The sequence below is a fragment of the Rhodococcus sp. 14-2483-1-1 genome (assembly GCF_002259335.1).
GTDB lineage: Bacteria > Actinomycetota > Actinomycetes > Mycobacteriales > Mycobacteriaceae > Rhodococcoides.
In genome coordinates this window covers 201718-217487 of the sequence record NZ_NPFX01000022.1, presented here as the reverse complement: position 1 = coordinate 217487, position 15770 = coordinate 201718, and the positions used below count along the sequence as shown (strand labels likewise).

Here is a 15770-nt window from a genome sequence, read left to right as displayed (position 1 = left end):
GACCCCTCGTCCGGAAGCCGGTCTCCCGGTGCTCAGGACACCTGGTAGCCGATTCCTGTCGCGATCACGTCGGTGACCTCACCTTTCGGTCGCCCACAGCGCCGCTCGCACCCGGACCAGTGTTGCCGCTCGTCACGCGGAGTCATCCGGGCTTCGACGGCCGCCTCCAGGTCGGATCGGACGTCGGCCAACGACTTCGCACAGCCCGGCGATCCGGTACACGCGCTCACCCGGATCCACGGTGATTCCGCGTCGAAGATCAGGCCCATCGGGGCCAGCACCCGGACAACTTGTTCGGCGGGCTCCTCGTCCAGATCGCACACGATCAGCGACCTCCACGGAGTCACGATCACCGGTCGGTCGATGGCGGCGAGGAACTCGGCCAGTCGTGCGCCGATAACGCCGTTGGCAAGTCCTGCGGCCAGGGCCACCAGTCCGTCGTCCTGGTCGAGCCAGCCGATCGGTGGTACCTCGACAGGTGTGGGCAACGGCAGCGCAGTGCCCGCAGAGAGCCCGAGCAGTTCGACGATTCGATCGACGCCGTTGTCGACTTCGGCCAACCGCCATTCGGATTCTCGCAGTTCCGCGAAGGCTGCGGCGCAGTTCAGCAGCGTCGGCACCACGCTGTCTCGATCCACTCGAACTCCGCTGTCCCGGCCTGCGAGCAGCAGCGCGTACGACCCGTCGGACTGGGCGTAAGCACCGAAATCCGGTTCGAGTCCGCCCATGTCGCCGCGCCCGTCGTCGAGGGCGAACAGCGTTCGCCCGGGCAGTTCGGCCAGGTCGCGACGCGCGCAGAGCCCTTCGTCCAACTCGCGGACGAGCGCACGCACGTCGGTGAGACCGCCGACCCGTCCCGAGAGTGGTGAGGCGAGGATGTTGCGCACCCGCTCGTGCGTTGCGGACGGTAGCAATCCGGCCTCGGCCAACCTGCTCGCCAGGGCGACCGGGTCCGAGACCGCCCGCAGCTGAACGTTGCCCCGGGACGTCAGCTCCACCGTCCCGTCGCCCAGTTCCTCTGCAGCCCGCGCCAGGACCTGCATCTGTTTCGGCAGCACCAGGCCACCCGGCAGCCTGATCCGCGCAAGCGGACCGTCCGCAGCGAGGTGCGTCGTCAGCGCTCCTGGGCAGCCGTCGGGCACCGATCTGTCAGGCGAACTCATGTTCACCAGGCTACAAGCGCGACGGGTGGACCGATGTGCCGCTCGCACCGGTAGCATTCTGTCGACACGGCTCAGGCCGAGAGGAAACCGGCGAGAATCCGGTACGGTCGCGCCACTGTAACGGCCCTGCACTTCGGGTGCACGGGCCGGAGTCAGACCCTCTCGCCGACGAACCGAAGAGAAGATTCACCTAGTTCAGGGGCGCGAAACCCCCGAGGAGGGCGTTACCCGTGTTCTTGTTGCTGTCCACATCGGACACAGATCTGCTCAGTGCCCGTGCCAGTGGAGCCGACTTCACCTGGGGCAACCCATCTCGCCTTCTGGCGCAGGACATCCCGTCGATGGCCGAATCGGCCGAGCTGATCATCGTGCGCATTCTCGGATCGCGCCGCTCGTGGGAGGCGGGCATCGGCGCCGTGCTCGCCACCGGGCTTCCGGTTGTCGTTCTCGGCGGTGAGCAGGCACCGGATGCGGATCTGATGGAGATCTCGACGGTGCCGGCCAACGTCGCCGCGCAAGCACACAACTATTTGGCCGAGGGCGGGTCGGACAACCTGCGCCAGCTGTACAACTTCCTCTCCGACACCGTGTTGCTCACCGGTCACGGTTTCGATGCTCCGCGGCACCTGCCGACGTGGGGGCACCTCGAACGGAACTCCACCCCGCACTCCGACGGTCCGACGGTGGCGATCCTCTATTACCGCGCCCAGCATCTGGCCGGAAACACCACGTACATCGATGCCCTCGCCGCCGCGGTCGAGAACGCCGGTGCCACGGCCCTTCCGATCTACTGTGCGTCGTTGCGCACGGCGGAGTCAGACCTGCTCGAGACGCTGAAGTCGGCCGATGCCCTGATCGTGACGGTGCTTGCAGCGGGCGGGACGAAACCTGCCGGGGCGTCGGCAGGTGGCGACGACGAGGCCTGGGACGTCGCCGAACTCGCGGCTCTCGACGTTCCGATCCTGCAGGGTCTGTGCCTCACGAGCTCACGCGCGACGTGGTCCGAGAACGACGACGGGCTGTCGCCACTGGACGTGGCCACACAGGTTGCCGTCCCGGAATTCGACGGCCGTCTCATCACGGTTCCGTTCTCGTTCAAGGAGATCGACGACGACGGGCTGACCACGTACGTTCCGGATCACGAGCGAGCAGCGCGCGTCGCCGGCATCGCCGTTCGCCATGCACGGCTACGACACATCCCGGCCGCCGACCGCCGAATCGCCCTGATGTTCTCGGCGTATCCCACCAAACATGCCCGCATCGGCAATGCCGTCGGCCTCGACACTCCGGCCAGCGCCATCGCGTTGATGTCGGACATGCGCACTGCCGGCTACGACCTCGGGCCGCTCGACGGCCCGGATTCGGTGCCCGGTCTGGCTGCTCGCGACGGTGATGCACTCATCCACGCGCTGATTGCCCGCGGTGGCCAGGATCCGAACTGGCTCACCGACGCTCAGCTCGAGGGCAACCCCATTCGCATCTCGGCGGCGCGGTATCGCACCTGGTTCGAGCAGCTCCCGTCTGATCTGCGCGACGGCGTGATCGAGCATTGGGGCCCGCCACCGGGCGATCTCTATGTCGATCGCTCTGCCGATCCGAACGGTGAGATCGTCATCGCAGCAATGCAATTCGGCAATGTGGTCATCATGGTTCAGCCGCCGCGCGGGTTCGGGGAGAAGCCCGTCGCGATCTACCACGACCCGGATCTTCCACCGAGCCACCACTACCTGGCGGCCTACCGATGGATTTCCGCTACCGAGACAGACGGCGGTTTCGGTGCCGATGCGATGGTTCATCTGGGCAAGCACGGCAATCTCGAATGGTTGCCGGGTAAGACGCTCGGCATGTCCGCCTCCTGCGGAACCGATGCGGCCCTCGGCGATCTGCCGCTGATCTATCCGTTCCTGGTCAACGATCCGGGGGAGGGGACGCAGGCCAAGCGCCGAGCACACGCCACTCTCGTCGATCACCTCATTCCCCCGATGGCGCGCGCGGAGAGCTACGGAGACATCTCGAGGCTCGAGCAGTTGCTCGACGAGCACGCGAATATCTCGGCGCTCGATCCAGCCAAGCTGCCCGCGATTCGTCAGCAGATCTGGACGCTCATGACCGCGGCGCAGATGCACAAGGATCTGGGGCTCGAGGAGCGCCCCGACGAGGAAGTGTTCGACGACATGCTGCTCAACGTCGACGGATGGCTGTGCGAGATCAAGGACGTGCAGATCCGCGATGGGCTGCACATCCTGGGCCAGGAGCCCGTCGGCGATGCCGAGGTCGAGTTGGTGCTGGCGATGCTGCGTGCTCGGCAGATGTGGGGAGGCGAGCAGACGGTCCCCGGACTTCGCGAAGCTCTCGGGCTCAGCGAGGACGGCGACGAGGAACGCACGCGCGTCGACAGCATCGAGGCCGTGGCGCACGGTCTGGTCGCAGCCATGCAGGCCGCGCAGTGGAATCCGGACGAGGCCGAGCGCGTTGCAGGCGAACACGGTGACGTGGTCGCGGAGATCTTGAAGTTCGCCGCCGCCGAGGTGGTACCGCGTCTGCGCGGAACCGCACGCGAGATCGAGCAAGTGCTGCACGCTCTCGACGGCGGGTTCATCGCGGCGGGGCCGAGCGGTTCACCGCTGCGCGGACTGATCAATGTCCTACCTACCGGGCGCAATTTCTATTCGGTCGACCCGAAGGCCGTGCCGTCGAAACTGGCATGGGAGACCGGTCAGGCGATGGCGGAGTCATTGCTCGCTCGATACCGTCAGGATCACGGGGAGTGGCCGAAGTCGGTGGGCCTGTCGGTGTGGGGCACGTCTGCGATGCGGACCTCCGGCGACGACATCGCCGAGGTGTTCGCGCTGCTGGGCGTGTCGCCGGTATGGGACGAGGCCTCACGCCGGGTCACTCGGCTCGAGGTGATCGATCTCGGCGAGCTCGGTCGTCCTCGTATCGACGTCACGGTCCGGATCAGCGGCTTCTTCCGCGACGCGTTTCCCCACGTGCTCGCCCTGCTCGACGACGCGGTACGGATGGTCGCCGCATTGGACGAGGAGCCCGATCAGAACTACGTCCGCGCACACGCGCAGGCCGATCTCGCTGAACACGGTGACGAAAGACGCTCCACAACAAGGATCTTCGGATCCAAGCCGGGTACCTATGGTGCCGGGTTGCTCCAGTTGATCGACAGCAAGACCTGGCGCAGCGACGACGACCTGGCTCAGGTCTACACCACATGGGGCGGTTTCGCGTACGGCCGCGGCCTCGATGGCGTCCCTGCGTCGGACGATATGCGCACCGCGTACAAGCGCATCGCCGTTGCCGCCAAGAACACCGATACACGCGAGCACGACATCGCCGATTCCGACGACTACTTCCAGTACCACGGCGGCATGGTGGCGACTGTGCGCGCGCTGACCGGAAAGTCGCCCGAGGCATACATCGGCGACAGCACGCGTCCGGAATCGGTACGCACCCGCACCCTCTCGGAGGAGACCGCCCGGGTGTTCCGTGCGCGCGTGGTGAACCCCAAGTGGCTCGAAGCCATGCGCAGGCACGGCTACAAGGGCGCGTTCGAGATGGCGGCCACGGTGGACTACCTGTTCGGCTACGACGCCACCACGGGAGTCGTCCAGGACTGGATGTACGAGAAGCTGGCCGAAACCTACGTGCTCGACGAGCAAAACCAGAAGTTCATGCAGCAGTCGAATCCGTGGGCACTGCACGGCATCGCCGAACGCCTGCTCGAGGCGGTGGAACGGAAGTTGTGGGCCGAGCCGAACGAGCAGGTTCTCGACGGGTTGCGCCAGATCTACCTCGAGACCGAGGGCGAGCTCGAAGGGGAGTAGCGACGTACTCTGAGCGGTATGGCCGCCACGTTCGAAGACATTGCCAAGGGCAAGTACGTACTGCTGACGACGTTCAAGAAGGACGGCACCGGGGTGCCGACGCCGCTGTGGGGTGCGCTCGACGGTGACCGACTACTCATGTGGACGGTTGCCGATTCGTGGAAGGTCAAACGCATTCGCCGCAACCCGCAGGTGACGATTGCGGCGTGCGACATGCGCGGCAATCCGCAGGGCGACGCAGTGAGCGCCACCGCCGAGATTCTCGACGCGACCGGCACCGCGAAGGCCCGCGCAGCTGTCGCGTCGAAGTACGGAATCCTGGGCTGGCTCACCGTGAAGGGCAGCGTGCTGCGTCGAGGAAAGAGCGGCTCGGTCGGGCTGTCGATCACCGCAGCCTGAAATCGACACATCGGCACCATCGCTCGCATGCGCGGTTCCGAATGCTTCACGAGGCAGCTTCCCCTGCTGCCGGAATGGAGTATCACGTGCCTATCGCAGTGACCGACTACAACCACGTCCGTCTCACCGTTCGCGACATCGAGCGATCGAGGTCGTTCTACGACTCGGTGTTCGGCTTCGAGGTCGCATACGCCTGGGATCCCGACGCCGACGAGGAGACCAAGAAGGCGCTATGGTTCCTGTTCGGTGGAGTCATCTACAAGTTCGGCGGGGGACTGCTCGGCCTGCGTCCCGTCGCACCGAGCGACGACACTTTCGGTGAAGACCGCTGCGGGCTCGACCACTTGAGCTTCACGGTGGACACGCGAGCCGCACTCGAAGACGCCGTCAAAACGCTCGACGATCTCGGCATCGCCCACGAAGGCATCAAGGACGCAGGGCCCGGGCTGTCCATCGTGGAGTTCCGCGACCCGGACAACATCGCGCTCGAGCTCTCCGGACCCGATAAGTAGCCCGGACCTACGTCACTGAGCGGCGCTGACCGAGGACATGTGAAAATCGGGAATGCGCAGCGGCGGCATCGCCGTGCGGGTGAACCAGTCCTTCCACTCGCGCGGCAGTGTCGCTTCCGTTGCACCCGCTTCGGTGACGCGACGCAACAGATCCAGCGGGCTCTCATTGAACCGAAAGTTGTTCACAGCACCGGTGATTCGACCGTTCTCGATGGCGTAGACGCCATCCCTGGTCAGTCCGGTGAGTAGCAGTGAGGTCGGATCGACCTCACGGATGTACCAGAGTGTAGTCAGGATCAATCCGCGTTCGGTGTCGGCCACCATCTTGTCCAGACCGATGTCTGTGCCGCCCGTGAGAACGAGGTTCTCGCCCGGCACCGCGACGGGAGCTCCGTACTTCTCGGCCGACGCGCGCGGATAGGCCAGAGCCGAGACCGATCCGTCCCGTACCCAGTCGACGCGCTCGATGTCCATGCCGTTGTCGAATACCGACACCGAATCGCTGGACGATCCCGCCACCACGAAGGGCGCGTACTCGAGACCGTCAGCGCGCGGATCCGAGTACAACGTGAGCGGGAGAGCTGTGAGCTTCTCGCCCACTCGTGTTCCGCCTGCGCCCGAAAGTGCAGTGCGACCTTCCTGCGCGCCACGCCCCTCCATGGTCCACATCAGGTAGATCATCAGATCCGCCACGGCCGACGGCGGTAGCAGCGTCTCGTATCGCCCTGCCGGCATCTCGACGGTGTTCTGCGCCCAGCCGAGCCGGGTGGACAGCTCGTCCAACATGTTCTGGGCCGACACATCACGAAAGTCCGTGGTGCCGGTTCCGACCCAGGCGCTGGCCCCGGATCTTTTGCCGTTGATCTCGACCGATCCGGTCGGCTGCGTGAAAGTTCGACGCAGGCCGGCCGAGGTGCCGAGCCAAACGTTGTCGACCCGATGCTGAGCAAATCCGTACAGGGCGTCGCGACCGTCGAACCCGACGTTCAATTCCGTTGCCAGTGAGCCGAACACATCGATCGACGTGTGTTGCGCTCGGCGGTCCCAGTCTCGAGGATCCGAGTCCGACTCTCGAGGCAGCAAGGGCATCGCGTCGTCGGCGGGCTCCGCCGATCGCGCCGCCGCTTCGCTCGCGCGTACCACGCCCTCGATGTCGTCTGGTTCGACACTCGTCGACGACACAGTGCCCACTCGTGCGGATGTCGAGTCTCGCACGACGGAGATCACCTCCCAGCGCCGCGAGGTCGCAATTCCGTTGGTGGTCATGGAGTTTCCGGCCCACCGCAGTGTTGCGTCGCTGGAGTCGGTGACGATCACAATGGTGTCGTCGACACTCGCGCAGGCGAGTGCACGTTCGATCACGAGCTGCGGCGCGATCATCGACCTGCCTCCGATCGGGTGTTGAGGACGTTGACGCCGCGGAACAGCGCTGACGGGCAACCGTGGCTGACGGCGGCAACCTGGCCGGGTTGCGCCTTGCCGCAGTTGAAGGCACCGCCGAGCCGCCAGGTGGACGGTCCGCCGAGCATCTCCATCGAACCCCAGAATTCGGTGGTGGTCGCCTGATACGCAACATCGCGCACCTGGCCGTCGAGCACGCCGTTGCGAATGCGGTAGAAGCGTTGACCGGTGAACTGGAAGTTGTACCGCTGCATGTCGATCGACCAGGACTTGTCGCCGACGACGTAGATGCCGTCCTCCACCGCACCGATGAGGTCGGCAGTCGTTCGATCGGTGTCCGGGTCCGGCTGCAGCGACACGTTCGCCATGCGCTGGATCGGAACGTGATGTGGAGAATCCGCGTATGCGCACCCGTTGGACCGCTCCAGCCCGAGCCTAGGGGCGAAGACGCGATCGAGTTGATAGCCGACCAGTGTCCCGTCGCGGACCAGATCCCACCGTTGCGAGGCCACTCCGTCGTCGTCGAAACCGATGCTGGCCAGGCCGTTGACTTCGGTCCGATCGGCAGTGACATGCATGATGGGCGATCCGTAGCGCAACGTGCCCAATTGGTCCGGCGTCGCGAAAGACGTGCCTGCGTATGCCGCCTCGTAGCCGATGGCTCGATCGTATTCTGTTGCATGCCCTATGGATTCGTGAATGGTCAGCCACAGGTTGGTCGGGTCGATGACGAGGTCGGTCGGTCCGGCCACCACGGTCGGCGCCTTCACCTTCTCGGCCAGCCATTCGGGTATTCGGGCCAACTCCTCGGCCCAGTCCCAGGTGCTGGTTTCGCCGAGGTATTCCCAACCGCGTCCCACCGGTGGCGCGAGGGTGCGCTTGGTTTCGAAAGCACCGACGGACCGGTCGACGGTTGTTGCCTCGAACTGGGGATGCAGTCGCACCCTCTGCTGGGTGATGCTGCTGCCGGCCAGATCGGCGTAGAAGGATTGCTCTTTGACCTGTAGCACCGAGGCGGTGACGTGGTCCACGCCGTCCGACGCGGCCAGGCGGGACGAGTACTCCGCGAGCAACCCCACCTTGTCGGCAGTGGGTACCTCGAACGGATCGATGTCGTAATCCGATACCCAGGTCGCGTCCAAGTAGACCGGCTCGAACGCGAGCTCGACACGTTCGCGATTGAGCGCACGCAGTGCCGTGGCCACCTCGACTGCTTTACGGGCCGTCTCGGAGGCCGCGTCGGTGCCGAGTTCGGCATGGGAGGCGAACCCCCAGGTCCCGTCGACCACCACCCGCACGGCGAGGCCGATCTCACCGGCATCGACCGAGGATTGAACCGAGCCGTCGCGCAGCGAGATCGACTGCGTCGTCAAACGCTGCACGCGCACATCGGCATGGGTGGCTCCGGCCGAGCGTGCTGTGCTCAGTGCGGCATCCGCGAGTTCCCGCAGGGGCAGGGCGAGGAAGTCGGCGTCGACCGACCGATCCGGTTGTCTCGTCACTGCACCGACGCTAGCCGAACTGTTGCCAGCCGAGTCGGAGAACCATCCCCACCACGACGACGAGCAGGACGATTCGGACGAATCCGGCCCCTCTGGCCACCGCTGTTCTGGACCCGACTACCGCCCCGAGGACGTTGCACACCGCCATGGCAGCTCCGAGTTGCCAGTACACGCTGCCGGTGGCGGCGAAGAATCCGAGGGCCCCAACATTGGATCCGACATTGATCACCTTGGCCATCGCAGCACTGCGCACGAATTCCGTTCCGAGCATCGTGGCGAACACGATGATGAGAAACGTGCCGGTTCCGGGCCCGAGGATTCCGTCGTAGAAGCCGATTCCCGCGGCCGCGAGACCGACGACGATCAGAACTTTGCGATGCGTCGGCGGCGACGACGCCACGGTTCGACCGATGGTAGGGCGACACGTCACGAGTACTGCCACGCCGACGAGAACGACCATGATGATCGGGATGAACAGCTCGCGGTCGATCAGCGAGACTGCGGCAGCACCGGCCGCCGAGGTCACCGCGGCGAGGACACCGGCCGGGACCAGGACTGTCCAGTTCAGCGAGACCTTCCGAGCGAAGGTCACGACTGCAGCGACGGTACCGAATACCGCCGTCGCCTTGTTTGTCGCGAGCGCCGCCTGCTGCGTCATTTGTGGTGCCACGAGCAGGATCGCGGGCAACAGGATCAGGCCGCCTCCACCGACCACGGCGTCGACCCAGCCAGCGGCTGTCGCAGCCACCATCAGCAGTCCCCAGTCCGCGGCAGTCATACGGCAAACTCAATCACATGCGTCGTTTCAGCCTGTGGCTCCGTGGGCAGCCCTTCGTAGCCGATGCATTGCTGGCGGCAGGACTGTTCGTCGTCGAGATCTTGGTGTTCGTCAGTTCTGCCGATGGACTGAACGGGCCGTTGTTTCTCGTGTTCTCGGTCGTGTTGGCGGTACCCGTTGCGTGGCGGCGACGCTTTCCCCGGTCGATCGCGGCTTTCACTCTGGTGGCCACGGGCATCTGCGATATCGCGGGCGCCATGGTGGGCGACGCCGTCAACGGTCACCCGGCGACGCTGGCCCTGCCGATCATGCTGTACACCCTGGTTGCGTACGTAGGACGAGTTCAGGGTGCCGTCTACGCCGTTGCTCTCGCGGCGTATTCGGTAGCGTCCATGCTGCTGTTCGACCAGCCGATCTTCACGACACTGTTGTTCGGTGCGCTTCTCTACGCGCTGTCCTGGCTCGCGGCAGAGTTTCTCGGTGCTCGGCGGGCCTACGACGAGGCGACTCAGGCTCGACTGGTCGTCGCCGAGTACGACCGAGACCGCCGCGCCGAGGAAGCCGTGATCGCGGAACGTACGCGCATCGCGCGTGAACTTCACGACGTCATCGCCCACAGCGTCAGTGTCATGGTGGTTCAGGCCGACGGCGCCTCGTACGCCATCCGGCGCAATCCCGAGCGCGCCGAGCAGGCTGTGGCCAACATTTCCGCGACCGGTCGGCTTGCGCTGGCAGAGCTGCGCCGAACCGTCGCACTGATGCGGACCTCCCCGGACTCGGACGACATGCCTCACTACGGCACAGCAGGCCTCGCCCGGGTGGTCGAGATGATGGGCCGCGCCGGGTTGTACGTCGAGCTCGAGCAGACCGGAAATCTCGACGACATCAGCCCGGCAATCAGCCTGGGAGTGCACCGTGTGGTGCAGGAATCGCTCACCAACGTTCTACGGCACGCCGGCCACGCCCCGCGCGCCGTGGTCAAAGTGGTCCGGGAAGAAAATGTTGTCACCGTCGAGATCTCCGACAACGGCACCGGCACCGGCGCGGTCTCATCCGTGGACGGCGGCGGACACGGACTGCTCGGGATGCGGGAGCGGGTGGCCGTGCTGCAGGGCACGCTGCACGCGGGCCGCACCCCGCACGGCAGCTGGCTCGTGCGAGCGACGCTGCCGATCGAGTGAGGGCTAGGTGAATTTTACAGCTAGGTTGGATCGGTGCCGATCACCGTTGTCGTCGTGGACGACCAAGAGCTCATGCGCATGGGATTGAACATGGTGCTCGAGGCCCAGGACGACATCGAGGTGGTCGGTGAGGCATCCGACGGTGCCGGTGCCATCGAGGCCGTGGACAGGCTGGCACCGGCTGTGGTGTTGATGGACGTCCGCATGCCCGGCATCGACGGTGTGTCCGCCACTCGATCTATCACTGAATCCGGTTCCGATACAAGGGTTTTGGTGATGACGACATTCGATCTCGACGAGCATGTCCTGGGAGCGCTTCGGGCGGGCGCAAGTGGATTCCTGCTCAAGGACACACCACCAGAGGATTTGGTATCCGCAATTCGCAGCGTGGCCGCAGGCGATGCCGTCGTCTCACCGAAGGTCACCAAGCGGCTGCTCTCGCGGTTCGTCGCCCAGTCCGTTTCGACCACCGATGCGTCGGTTCTCGACGCACTGACCGGTCGTGAGCGGGAGGTGCTGGTGCACTTGGCGACCGGTCTGTCCAATGCCGAGATCGCGGCGGTACTGCACCTGTCCGAGGCGACGATCAAGACGCACATCGGGCGGATTCTGACGAAATTGGACGTGCGCGACCGAGTACAAGCGGTCGTTCTGGCGTACGAGACCGGTCTCGTACGACCGGGTTCCTGAGAATTTCTCGGCAAACAGGGCACTTCGGGAGCGATTTCGTCGGCTCGAGCGTTGTACCGGTGAAGCGAAGAAAGGACCGTCATGCTCGCTCTGTTCGTACTTTATGTCGTCGTCGAGGTCGCCGCACTGGTCGCCGTCTCGAGCGCGCTCGGTGTGCTGTGGACCGTGGTGTTGTTGATCGGTGGATCGCTGATCGGCTCGCTGCTGGTGCGGTCGCAGGGTAGACGCGTATTGGACGGTCTGCGGAGAGCATCGCGCGGTGAGCGGTCGGCCGGCGGCGCAGTGGCCGACGGCGCTCTGTTCGCGGCGGGGTCCGTGGCGATGTTCGTCCCCGGCCTGGTGACCACGGTGATCGGTTTGCTGCTGCTGATTCCGCCGACTCGGTGGCTGTTGCGCCCGGCGGTGATGTGGGCGGCTGCGCGCTGGCTGCCGCAGGTCGCCACTGCGACGCGGCGCATGCGTCCGACCGTCATCGACGGCGAGATCCTCGACGATCGCGTCGAAACAACGGGCACAGCGTCATCGGCGGCGGGTTCTGCACTCGTCCTCGAAGGTCAGGTGATCGAGGCGGACCGTGACGATCGGCCGACCGGGGATTTCCGGAAGCCGCATCGATAGGGGCAGACTGGTCGTTCGTGACCACCGAATTGTTCTGCGGCGGACGGATCTACAGTCCGATGGCCTCCGACGCCACCGCCATGGCCGTGACCGATGGAGTCGTCAGTTGGATCGGTGAGGATCGCACCGGCCGTGCGCTTCATCCCGGAGTGCCCGTCACCGACCTGGCCGGCTCCTTCGTGGCACCGGCTTTCGTCGACACACACGTACACGTCACCGATCTGGGGTTGTCCCTGATCGGACTCGATCTGTCTCACTGCCGATCCCTCGACGACTGCATGCGCGCACTCGCCGAGTACGCAGCGAAGACGTCCGACGCGCTCGTGTGGGGGCACGGCTGGGACGAATCGGAGTGGATCGAACGGCGGTCACCGACGACGTCCGATCTCGATGCAGCAGCTCCGGGCCGGCCGGTGTACCTCACGCGAGTCGATTCGCACTCGGCTGCCGTCTCGACGCCGTTGCGGGCGGCGGCGTCCGGTATCGACACCGCCACGGGGTTCTCGCCACAGTCCCCGCTCACCGCCGACGCACACCACCTCGCGAGGCTGGCGGCTCGCGCCATGCTCACCACGGACACCCGCACCCGGGCCCGTAAGGCGGCGCTGGACGACGCAGCAGCCAAGGGAATCGTCGCCGTGCACGAATGCGGGGGCCCGATCGTGTCGGGAATCGACGACTTCCGTGAACTGATGGCTACCGCACACGGGGTGGAAGTGCGCGGCTACTGGGGCGAGCCGGTCGACACGGCCGAGCAGGCACGGCAGCTGCTCGCAGACACCGGCGCGCACGGCCTGGCCGGCGACATCTTCGTCGATGGCTCGCTGGGGTCGCGAACCGCCTGGTTGTCGTCTCGCTATGCCGACGGCCCAGGAACGGGAGTCTCCTACCTCGACGTCGACGCGATCACCGCGCACATCTCGGCCTGTACCGCGGCCGGGGTCCAAGCCGGCTTCCACGTCATCGGAGACGCCGCGGTCACGGCCACCGTCACGGCCTTCGCGCGTGTGGTGGCCGAACTCGGCACACCTGCCGTTGCTGCATGCGGACACCGGCTCGAACATCTGTCGATGGTGACACCGGAACAGTCCGATCTCCTGGCCTCGTGGGGCGTGATCGCCAGCGTGCAACCGCTGTTCGACTCATTGTGGGGCGGTTCCGAAGGACTCTATGCGGCACGGCTCGGTGCCGAACGCGGCGCCGCACTCCATCCGTTCGCCCGATTGGCCTCGGCCGGCGTTGCCCTCGCTTTCGGTTCCGACGCACCGGTCACGCGCCTCGACCCATGGGCGACGGCGAGGGCCGCCGTCAACCACCACACGGCGGGCAGTGCCGTTTCACCCCGAGCTGCGTTCTCCGCAGCGACGCGGGGAGCGTGGCGCGCGGGGGGAGTCCGAGATGGCGTGGCGGGCACGCTGGTGCCGGGTGCGCCTGCATCCTTCGCGGTGTGGGACGTCGACGAACTCGTTGTGCGGGCCCCCAAAGACAGCGTCCAACGCTGGTCGACGGACCCACGTGCCGGGGTGTCACCGCTGCCCAGCCTCGACGCGTCGGCCGAAAGCCCGCGTTGTTCGATGACCGTGCATCGCGGCAAGGTCATCCATGAACAGTGACAGAGTTCCGGCGGTCGCGACGACGCAGTCACGGGGTGATCGTCTACGCAGGGCCACCGTGTCGACCCTGCTCTCGGTCGGTGCCGGTGTACTGATCTTCGCAAGCTTCCCTCCTCGGACCCTGTGGTTCCTGGCACCGATCGGCATTGCGGTACTGGCGCTGGTGTTGACCGGCTTCGGCGGTCGACGATCGGTGTCACTGAAGGCAGGCTTCGGCTACGGGTATGCCGCCGGCCTCGGATTCTTCGTTCCGCTGCTGCCGTGGATCGGTGTGTACGTGGGGCCGATGCCGTGGTTGGCGTTGGCTGCCGCCGAGTCCGTCTTCGTCGGATTGTTCGGGGTTCTCGGTGTGGTTGCAGCGCGAAGTGCCTGGTGGCCACTGTCGTTGGCGTTGGCGTGGAGTCTGACCGAATGGCTGCGGTCGAGTGTTCCGTTCGGCGGCTTCCCGTGGGGTCGGCTGGCTTTCGGGCAACCCGAGGGTTGGTTGCTGCCGTTGGCGAGCGTGGGAGGCGCGCCGCTGCTCACTTTCGGGGTGGCCCTGACCGGAACCGGCCTGGCAGCGCTGATCCTGGCGAGCTGCCGTCCGCGCACTGTGCGATCCTTCGTCGTTCCCGTGGCCGCGACGACGGTCGCGTCCATCTTCGCGCTGGCTCTGCTACCGACTCTGCACACAAACGACGCGGAGGACGGCGAACGCACGGTCACCATCGCGGCCGTGCAGGGGAGCGTTCCGCGATTGGGTCTGGATTTCAACGCACAGCGCCGCGCAGTTCTGGACAATCACGTCCGGGAGACCATGACACTGGCCGCCGATGTCGAGGCGGGCAGACAACCGGCTCCGGATCTCGTGGTGTGGCCGGAGAACGCGTCCGATATCGATCCGTTGCGCAATCCCGATGCTGCGACTCTCATCACTCGAGCATCGGTTGCGGTCGGCGCGCCGATCCTCGTGGGCACGGTGCTCGTCAATGCCGATGGCACGAACTCGAATTCCGTCATTGCCTGGAACGGTGACGACGGCCCCGGCGAGAGGCACGACAAGAAGATAATTCAACCGTTCGGCGAGTACTTGCCCTACCGAAGCTTTTTCCGTTTGTTTTCGGAATATGCCGACCGGGCGGGATATTTCGTCCCCGGCAGTGGTAACGGCGTGGTGCACGCCGCGGGAATAGCCGCCGGAATAGCGACGTGCTACGAGGTCGCATTCGATCGCGCCCTCGAAGAATCGGTCAGGTCCGGCGCGGAATTCATTGCCATCCCCACCAACAACGCGACCTTCGGCGACACCGAAATGACCTACCAGCAACTTGCGATGTCGCGAGTACGAGCCGTCGAACACGGAAGGACTGTCGTGGTGGCCGCGACGAGTGGGGTCAGCGCGATAGTCTCGCCCAACGGCGCCGTGTTGCAACAGACGCCGCTGTTCACCCCCGACGTACTCGTTTCGAGTGTTGCACTGCGTCGAACGCACACCGTCGCCACTCGGCTGGGCTTCGGATCAGAGCTGATCCTGTGCCTTTCTGCTGTCGGTGCACTCGGTGCGACCCTGCTGATCAGGCGGCGCGAGTTGCCACACAAACAAACATGAAGTCGGTAAATGCGGCATTTTACCGATCGCTGCGCCGGATAAATACCGGGACGTGACGCCCCTTCCTCTCGAGAAGTCATTCGTTCGATCGAATAGGGCACGTTCGAGTGGCGAACACGGTCACTCCTGTAACAGGCTGGAAGCGGTCGTCGATGCTTCTTATGACGACTGCACAAAAGGCTCCCGCCAATGTTGTATCTTTGTAAGCCGCTGGAGGTGTTGGAGGCCGATTTTCGGGTGCGGCTTCAGTGGGTGGACGGGCTGGACAGCTCCGGCCACACGTTGTAATGGGATCGAAGGGTCGGCATCGACGTTGCGTTCGTGCCGGACACCTGTTCGGGGAGGGGAAGCTCGTGTCGCAGACACTTATCCAATCGGTCGTCGTCTCACGCTCGTCCTGCGAACTCACAGTTCGGTCGAAGCGGTAGAACCAGGGAGCCGCCCCGTTTCAATCCGGTCGGCGATGCGCGACGAAGCAATACGAGCCCT

12 protein-coding genes and 1 riboswitch are annotated in these 15770 nt (G+C 65.4%); of the genes, 8 read left to right on the top strand and 4 right to left on the bottom strand.

Annotated features, from left to right (window positions below; translation table 11 throughout):
* Nucleotides 1-32: 32 nt before the first annotated feature.
* Nucleotides 33-1163 (bottom strand): precorrin-3B synthase, encoded by a 1131-nt coding sequence (cobG, locus tag CH294_RS21930; protein ID WP_094610423.1) that lies wholly within the window; start codon nucleotides 1161-1163, stop codon nucleotides 33-35.
* 82 nt (nucleotides 1164-1245) lie between these two features.
* Nucleotides 1246-1321: riboswitch (cobalamin riboswitch) on the top strand.
* 72 nt (nucleotides 1322-1393) lie between these two features.
* Between cobG and cobN the strand changes: the two genes are divergently transcribed.
* From cobN to CH294_RS21915, 3 genes are all read left to right on the top strand, one after another.
* Entirely contained in the window at nucleotides 1394-4999 is a 3606-nt protein-coding gene (gene cobN / locus CH294_RS21925; protein WP_094739074.1) for a cobaltochelatase subunit CobN, read from the top strand.
* An 18-nt stretch (nucleotides 5000-5017) separates the two neighbouring features.
* A complete protein-coding gene (locus CH294_RS21920; protein ID WP_094739073.1) occupies nucleotides 5018-5398 on the top strand; it encodes a PPOX class F420-dependent oxidoreductase in 381 nt (126 codons plus the stop codon).
* A gap of 86 nt (nucleotides 5399-5484) precedes the next feature.
* The gene (locus tag CH294_RS21915; RefSeq protein WP_032403691.1) at nucleotides 5485-5910 is read left to right on the top strand and encodes a VOC family protein; all 426 of its coding nucleotides are present in this window, start codon (nucleotides 5485-5487) and stop codon (nucleotides 5908-5910) included.
* A gap of 12 nt (nucleotides 5911-5922) precedes the next feature.
* On the opposite strand, the gene CH294_RS21910 is transcribed toward CH294_RS21915, so the two are convergent.
* Genes CH294_RS21910 through CH294_RS21900 form a run of 3 tightly spaced genes read right to left on the bottom strand, consistent with a single transcriptional unit; the run spans nucleotide 5923 to nucleotide 9591 of the window.
* Nucleotides 5923-7290: a metallopeptidase TldD-related protein gene (locus CH294_RS21910; protein ID WP_094739072.1), complete on the bottom strand. Its 1368-nt coding sequence runs from the start codon at nucleotides 7288-7290 to the stop codon at nucleotides 5923-5925.
* Nucleotides 7287-8813 carry a TldD/PmbA family protein gene (locus CH294_RS21905; RefSeq protein WP_094739071.1) on the bottom strand — a complete coding sequence of 509 codons (1527 nt, stop codon included), beginning with the start codon at nucleotides 8811-8813 and terminating at the stop codon, nucleotides 7287-7289. Before CH294_RS21905 ends, CH294_RS21910 begins: the two co-directional genes overlap by 4 nt.
* Nucleotides 8814-8823: 10 nt before the next feature.
* Nucleotides 8824-9591 (bottom strand): TSUP family transporter, encoded by a 768-nt coding sequence (locus CH294_RS21900; protein ID WP_032403433.1) that lies wholly within the window; start codon nucleotides 9589-9591, stop codon nucleotides 8824-8826.
* 17 nt (nucleotides 9592-9608) lie between these two features.
* Here CH294_RS21900 and CH294_RS21895 point away from each other — a divergent pair, with 17 nt between their 5' ends.
* The 5 genes from CH294_RS21895 (at nucleotide 9609) to lnt (ending at nucleotide 15281) form a co-directional block, all read left to right on the top strand.
* Nucleotides 9609-10772 (top strand): sensor histidine kinase, encoded by a 1164-nt coding sequence (locus tag CH294_RS21895; protein ID WP_037150427.1) that lies wholly within the window; start codon nucleotides 9609-9611, stop codon nucleotides 10770-10772.
* Nucleotides 10773-10805: 33 nt separating this feature from the next.
* Nucleotides 10806-11462, top strand: a complete 657-nt coding sequence (locus tag CH294_RS21890; protein ID WP_032403435.1) for a response regulator transcription factor — start codon at nucleotides 10806-10808, stop codon at nucleotides 11460-11462.
* Nucleotides 11463-11543: 81 nt separating this feature from the next.
* Nucleotides 11544-12080 (top strand): FxsA family protein, encoded by a 537-nt coding sequence (locus tag CH294_RS21885; RefSeq protein WP_032403436.1) that lies wholly within the window; start codon nucleotides 11544-11546, stop codon nucleotides 12078-12080.
* Between the two features lie 17 nt (nucleotides 12081-12097).
* Nucleotides 12098-13693 (top strand): amidohydrolase, encoded by a 1596-nt coding sequence (locus CH294_RS21880; RefSeq protein WP_249305445.1) that lies wholly within the window; start codon nucleotides 12098-12100, stop codon nucleotides 13691-13693.
* Nucleotides 13683-15281, top strand: a complete 1599-nt coding sequence (gene lnt / locus CH294_RS21875) for an apolipoprotein N-acyltransferase (protein WP_094610356.1) — start codon at nucleotides 13683-13685, stop codon at nucleotides 15279-15281. Before CH294_RS21880 ends, lnt begins: the two co-directional genes overlap by 11 nt.
* Nucleotides 15282-15770 lie beyond the last annotated feature (489 nt).

Excerpts from the sequence above, each read along its gene's own strand:
- cobG (WP_094610423.1), bottom strand. The coding sequence starts at position 1,163 with ATGAGTTCGCCTGACAGATCGGTGCCCGACGGCTGCCCAGGAGCGCTG.
- CH294_RS21920 (WP_094739073.1), top strand. The coding sequence starts at position 5,018 with ATGGCCGCCACGTTCGAAGACATTGCCAAGGGCAAGTACGTACTGCTG.
- CH294_RS21910 (WP_094739072.1), bottom strand. The coding sequence starts at position 7,290 with ATGATCGCGCCGCAGCTCGTGATCGAACGTGCACTCGCCTGCGCGAGT.
- CH294_RS21900 (WP_032403433.1), bottom strand. The coding sequence starts at position 9,591 with ATGACTGCCGCGGACTGGGGACTGCTGATGGTGGCTGCGACAGCCGCT.
- CH294_RS21895 (WP_037150427.1), top strand. The coding sequence starts at position 9,609 with ATGCGTCGTTTCAGCCTGTGGCTCCGTGGGCAGCCCTTCGTAGCCGAT.
- CH294_RS21885 (WP_032403436.1), top strand. The coding sequence starts at position 11,544 with ATGCTCGCTCTGTTCGTACTTTATGTCGTCGTCGAGGTCGCCGCACTG.
- lnt (WP_094610356.1), top strand. The coding sequence starts at position 13,683 with ATGAACAGTGACAGAGTTCCGGCGGTCGCGACGACGCAGTCACGGGGT.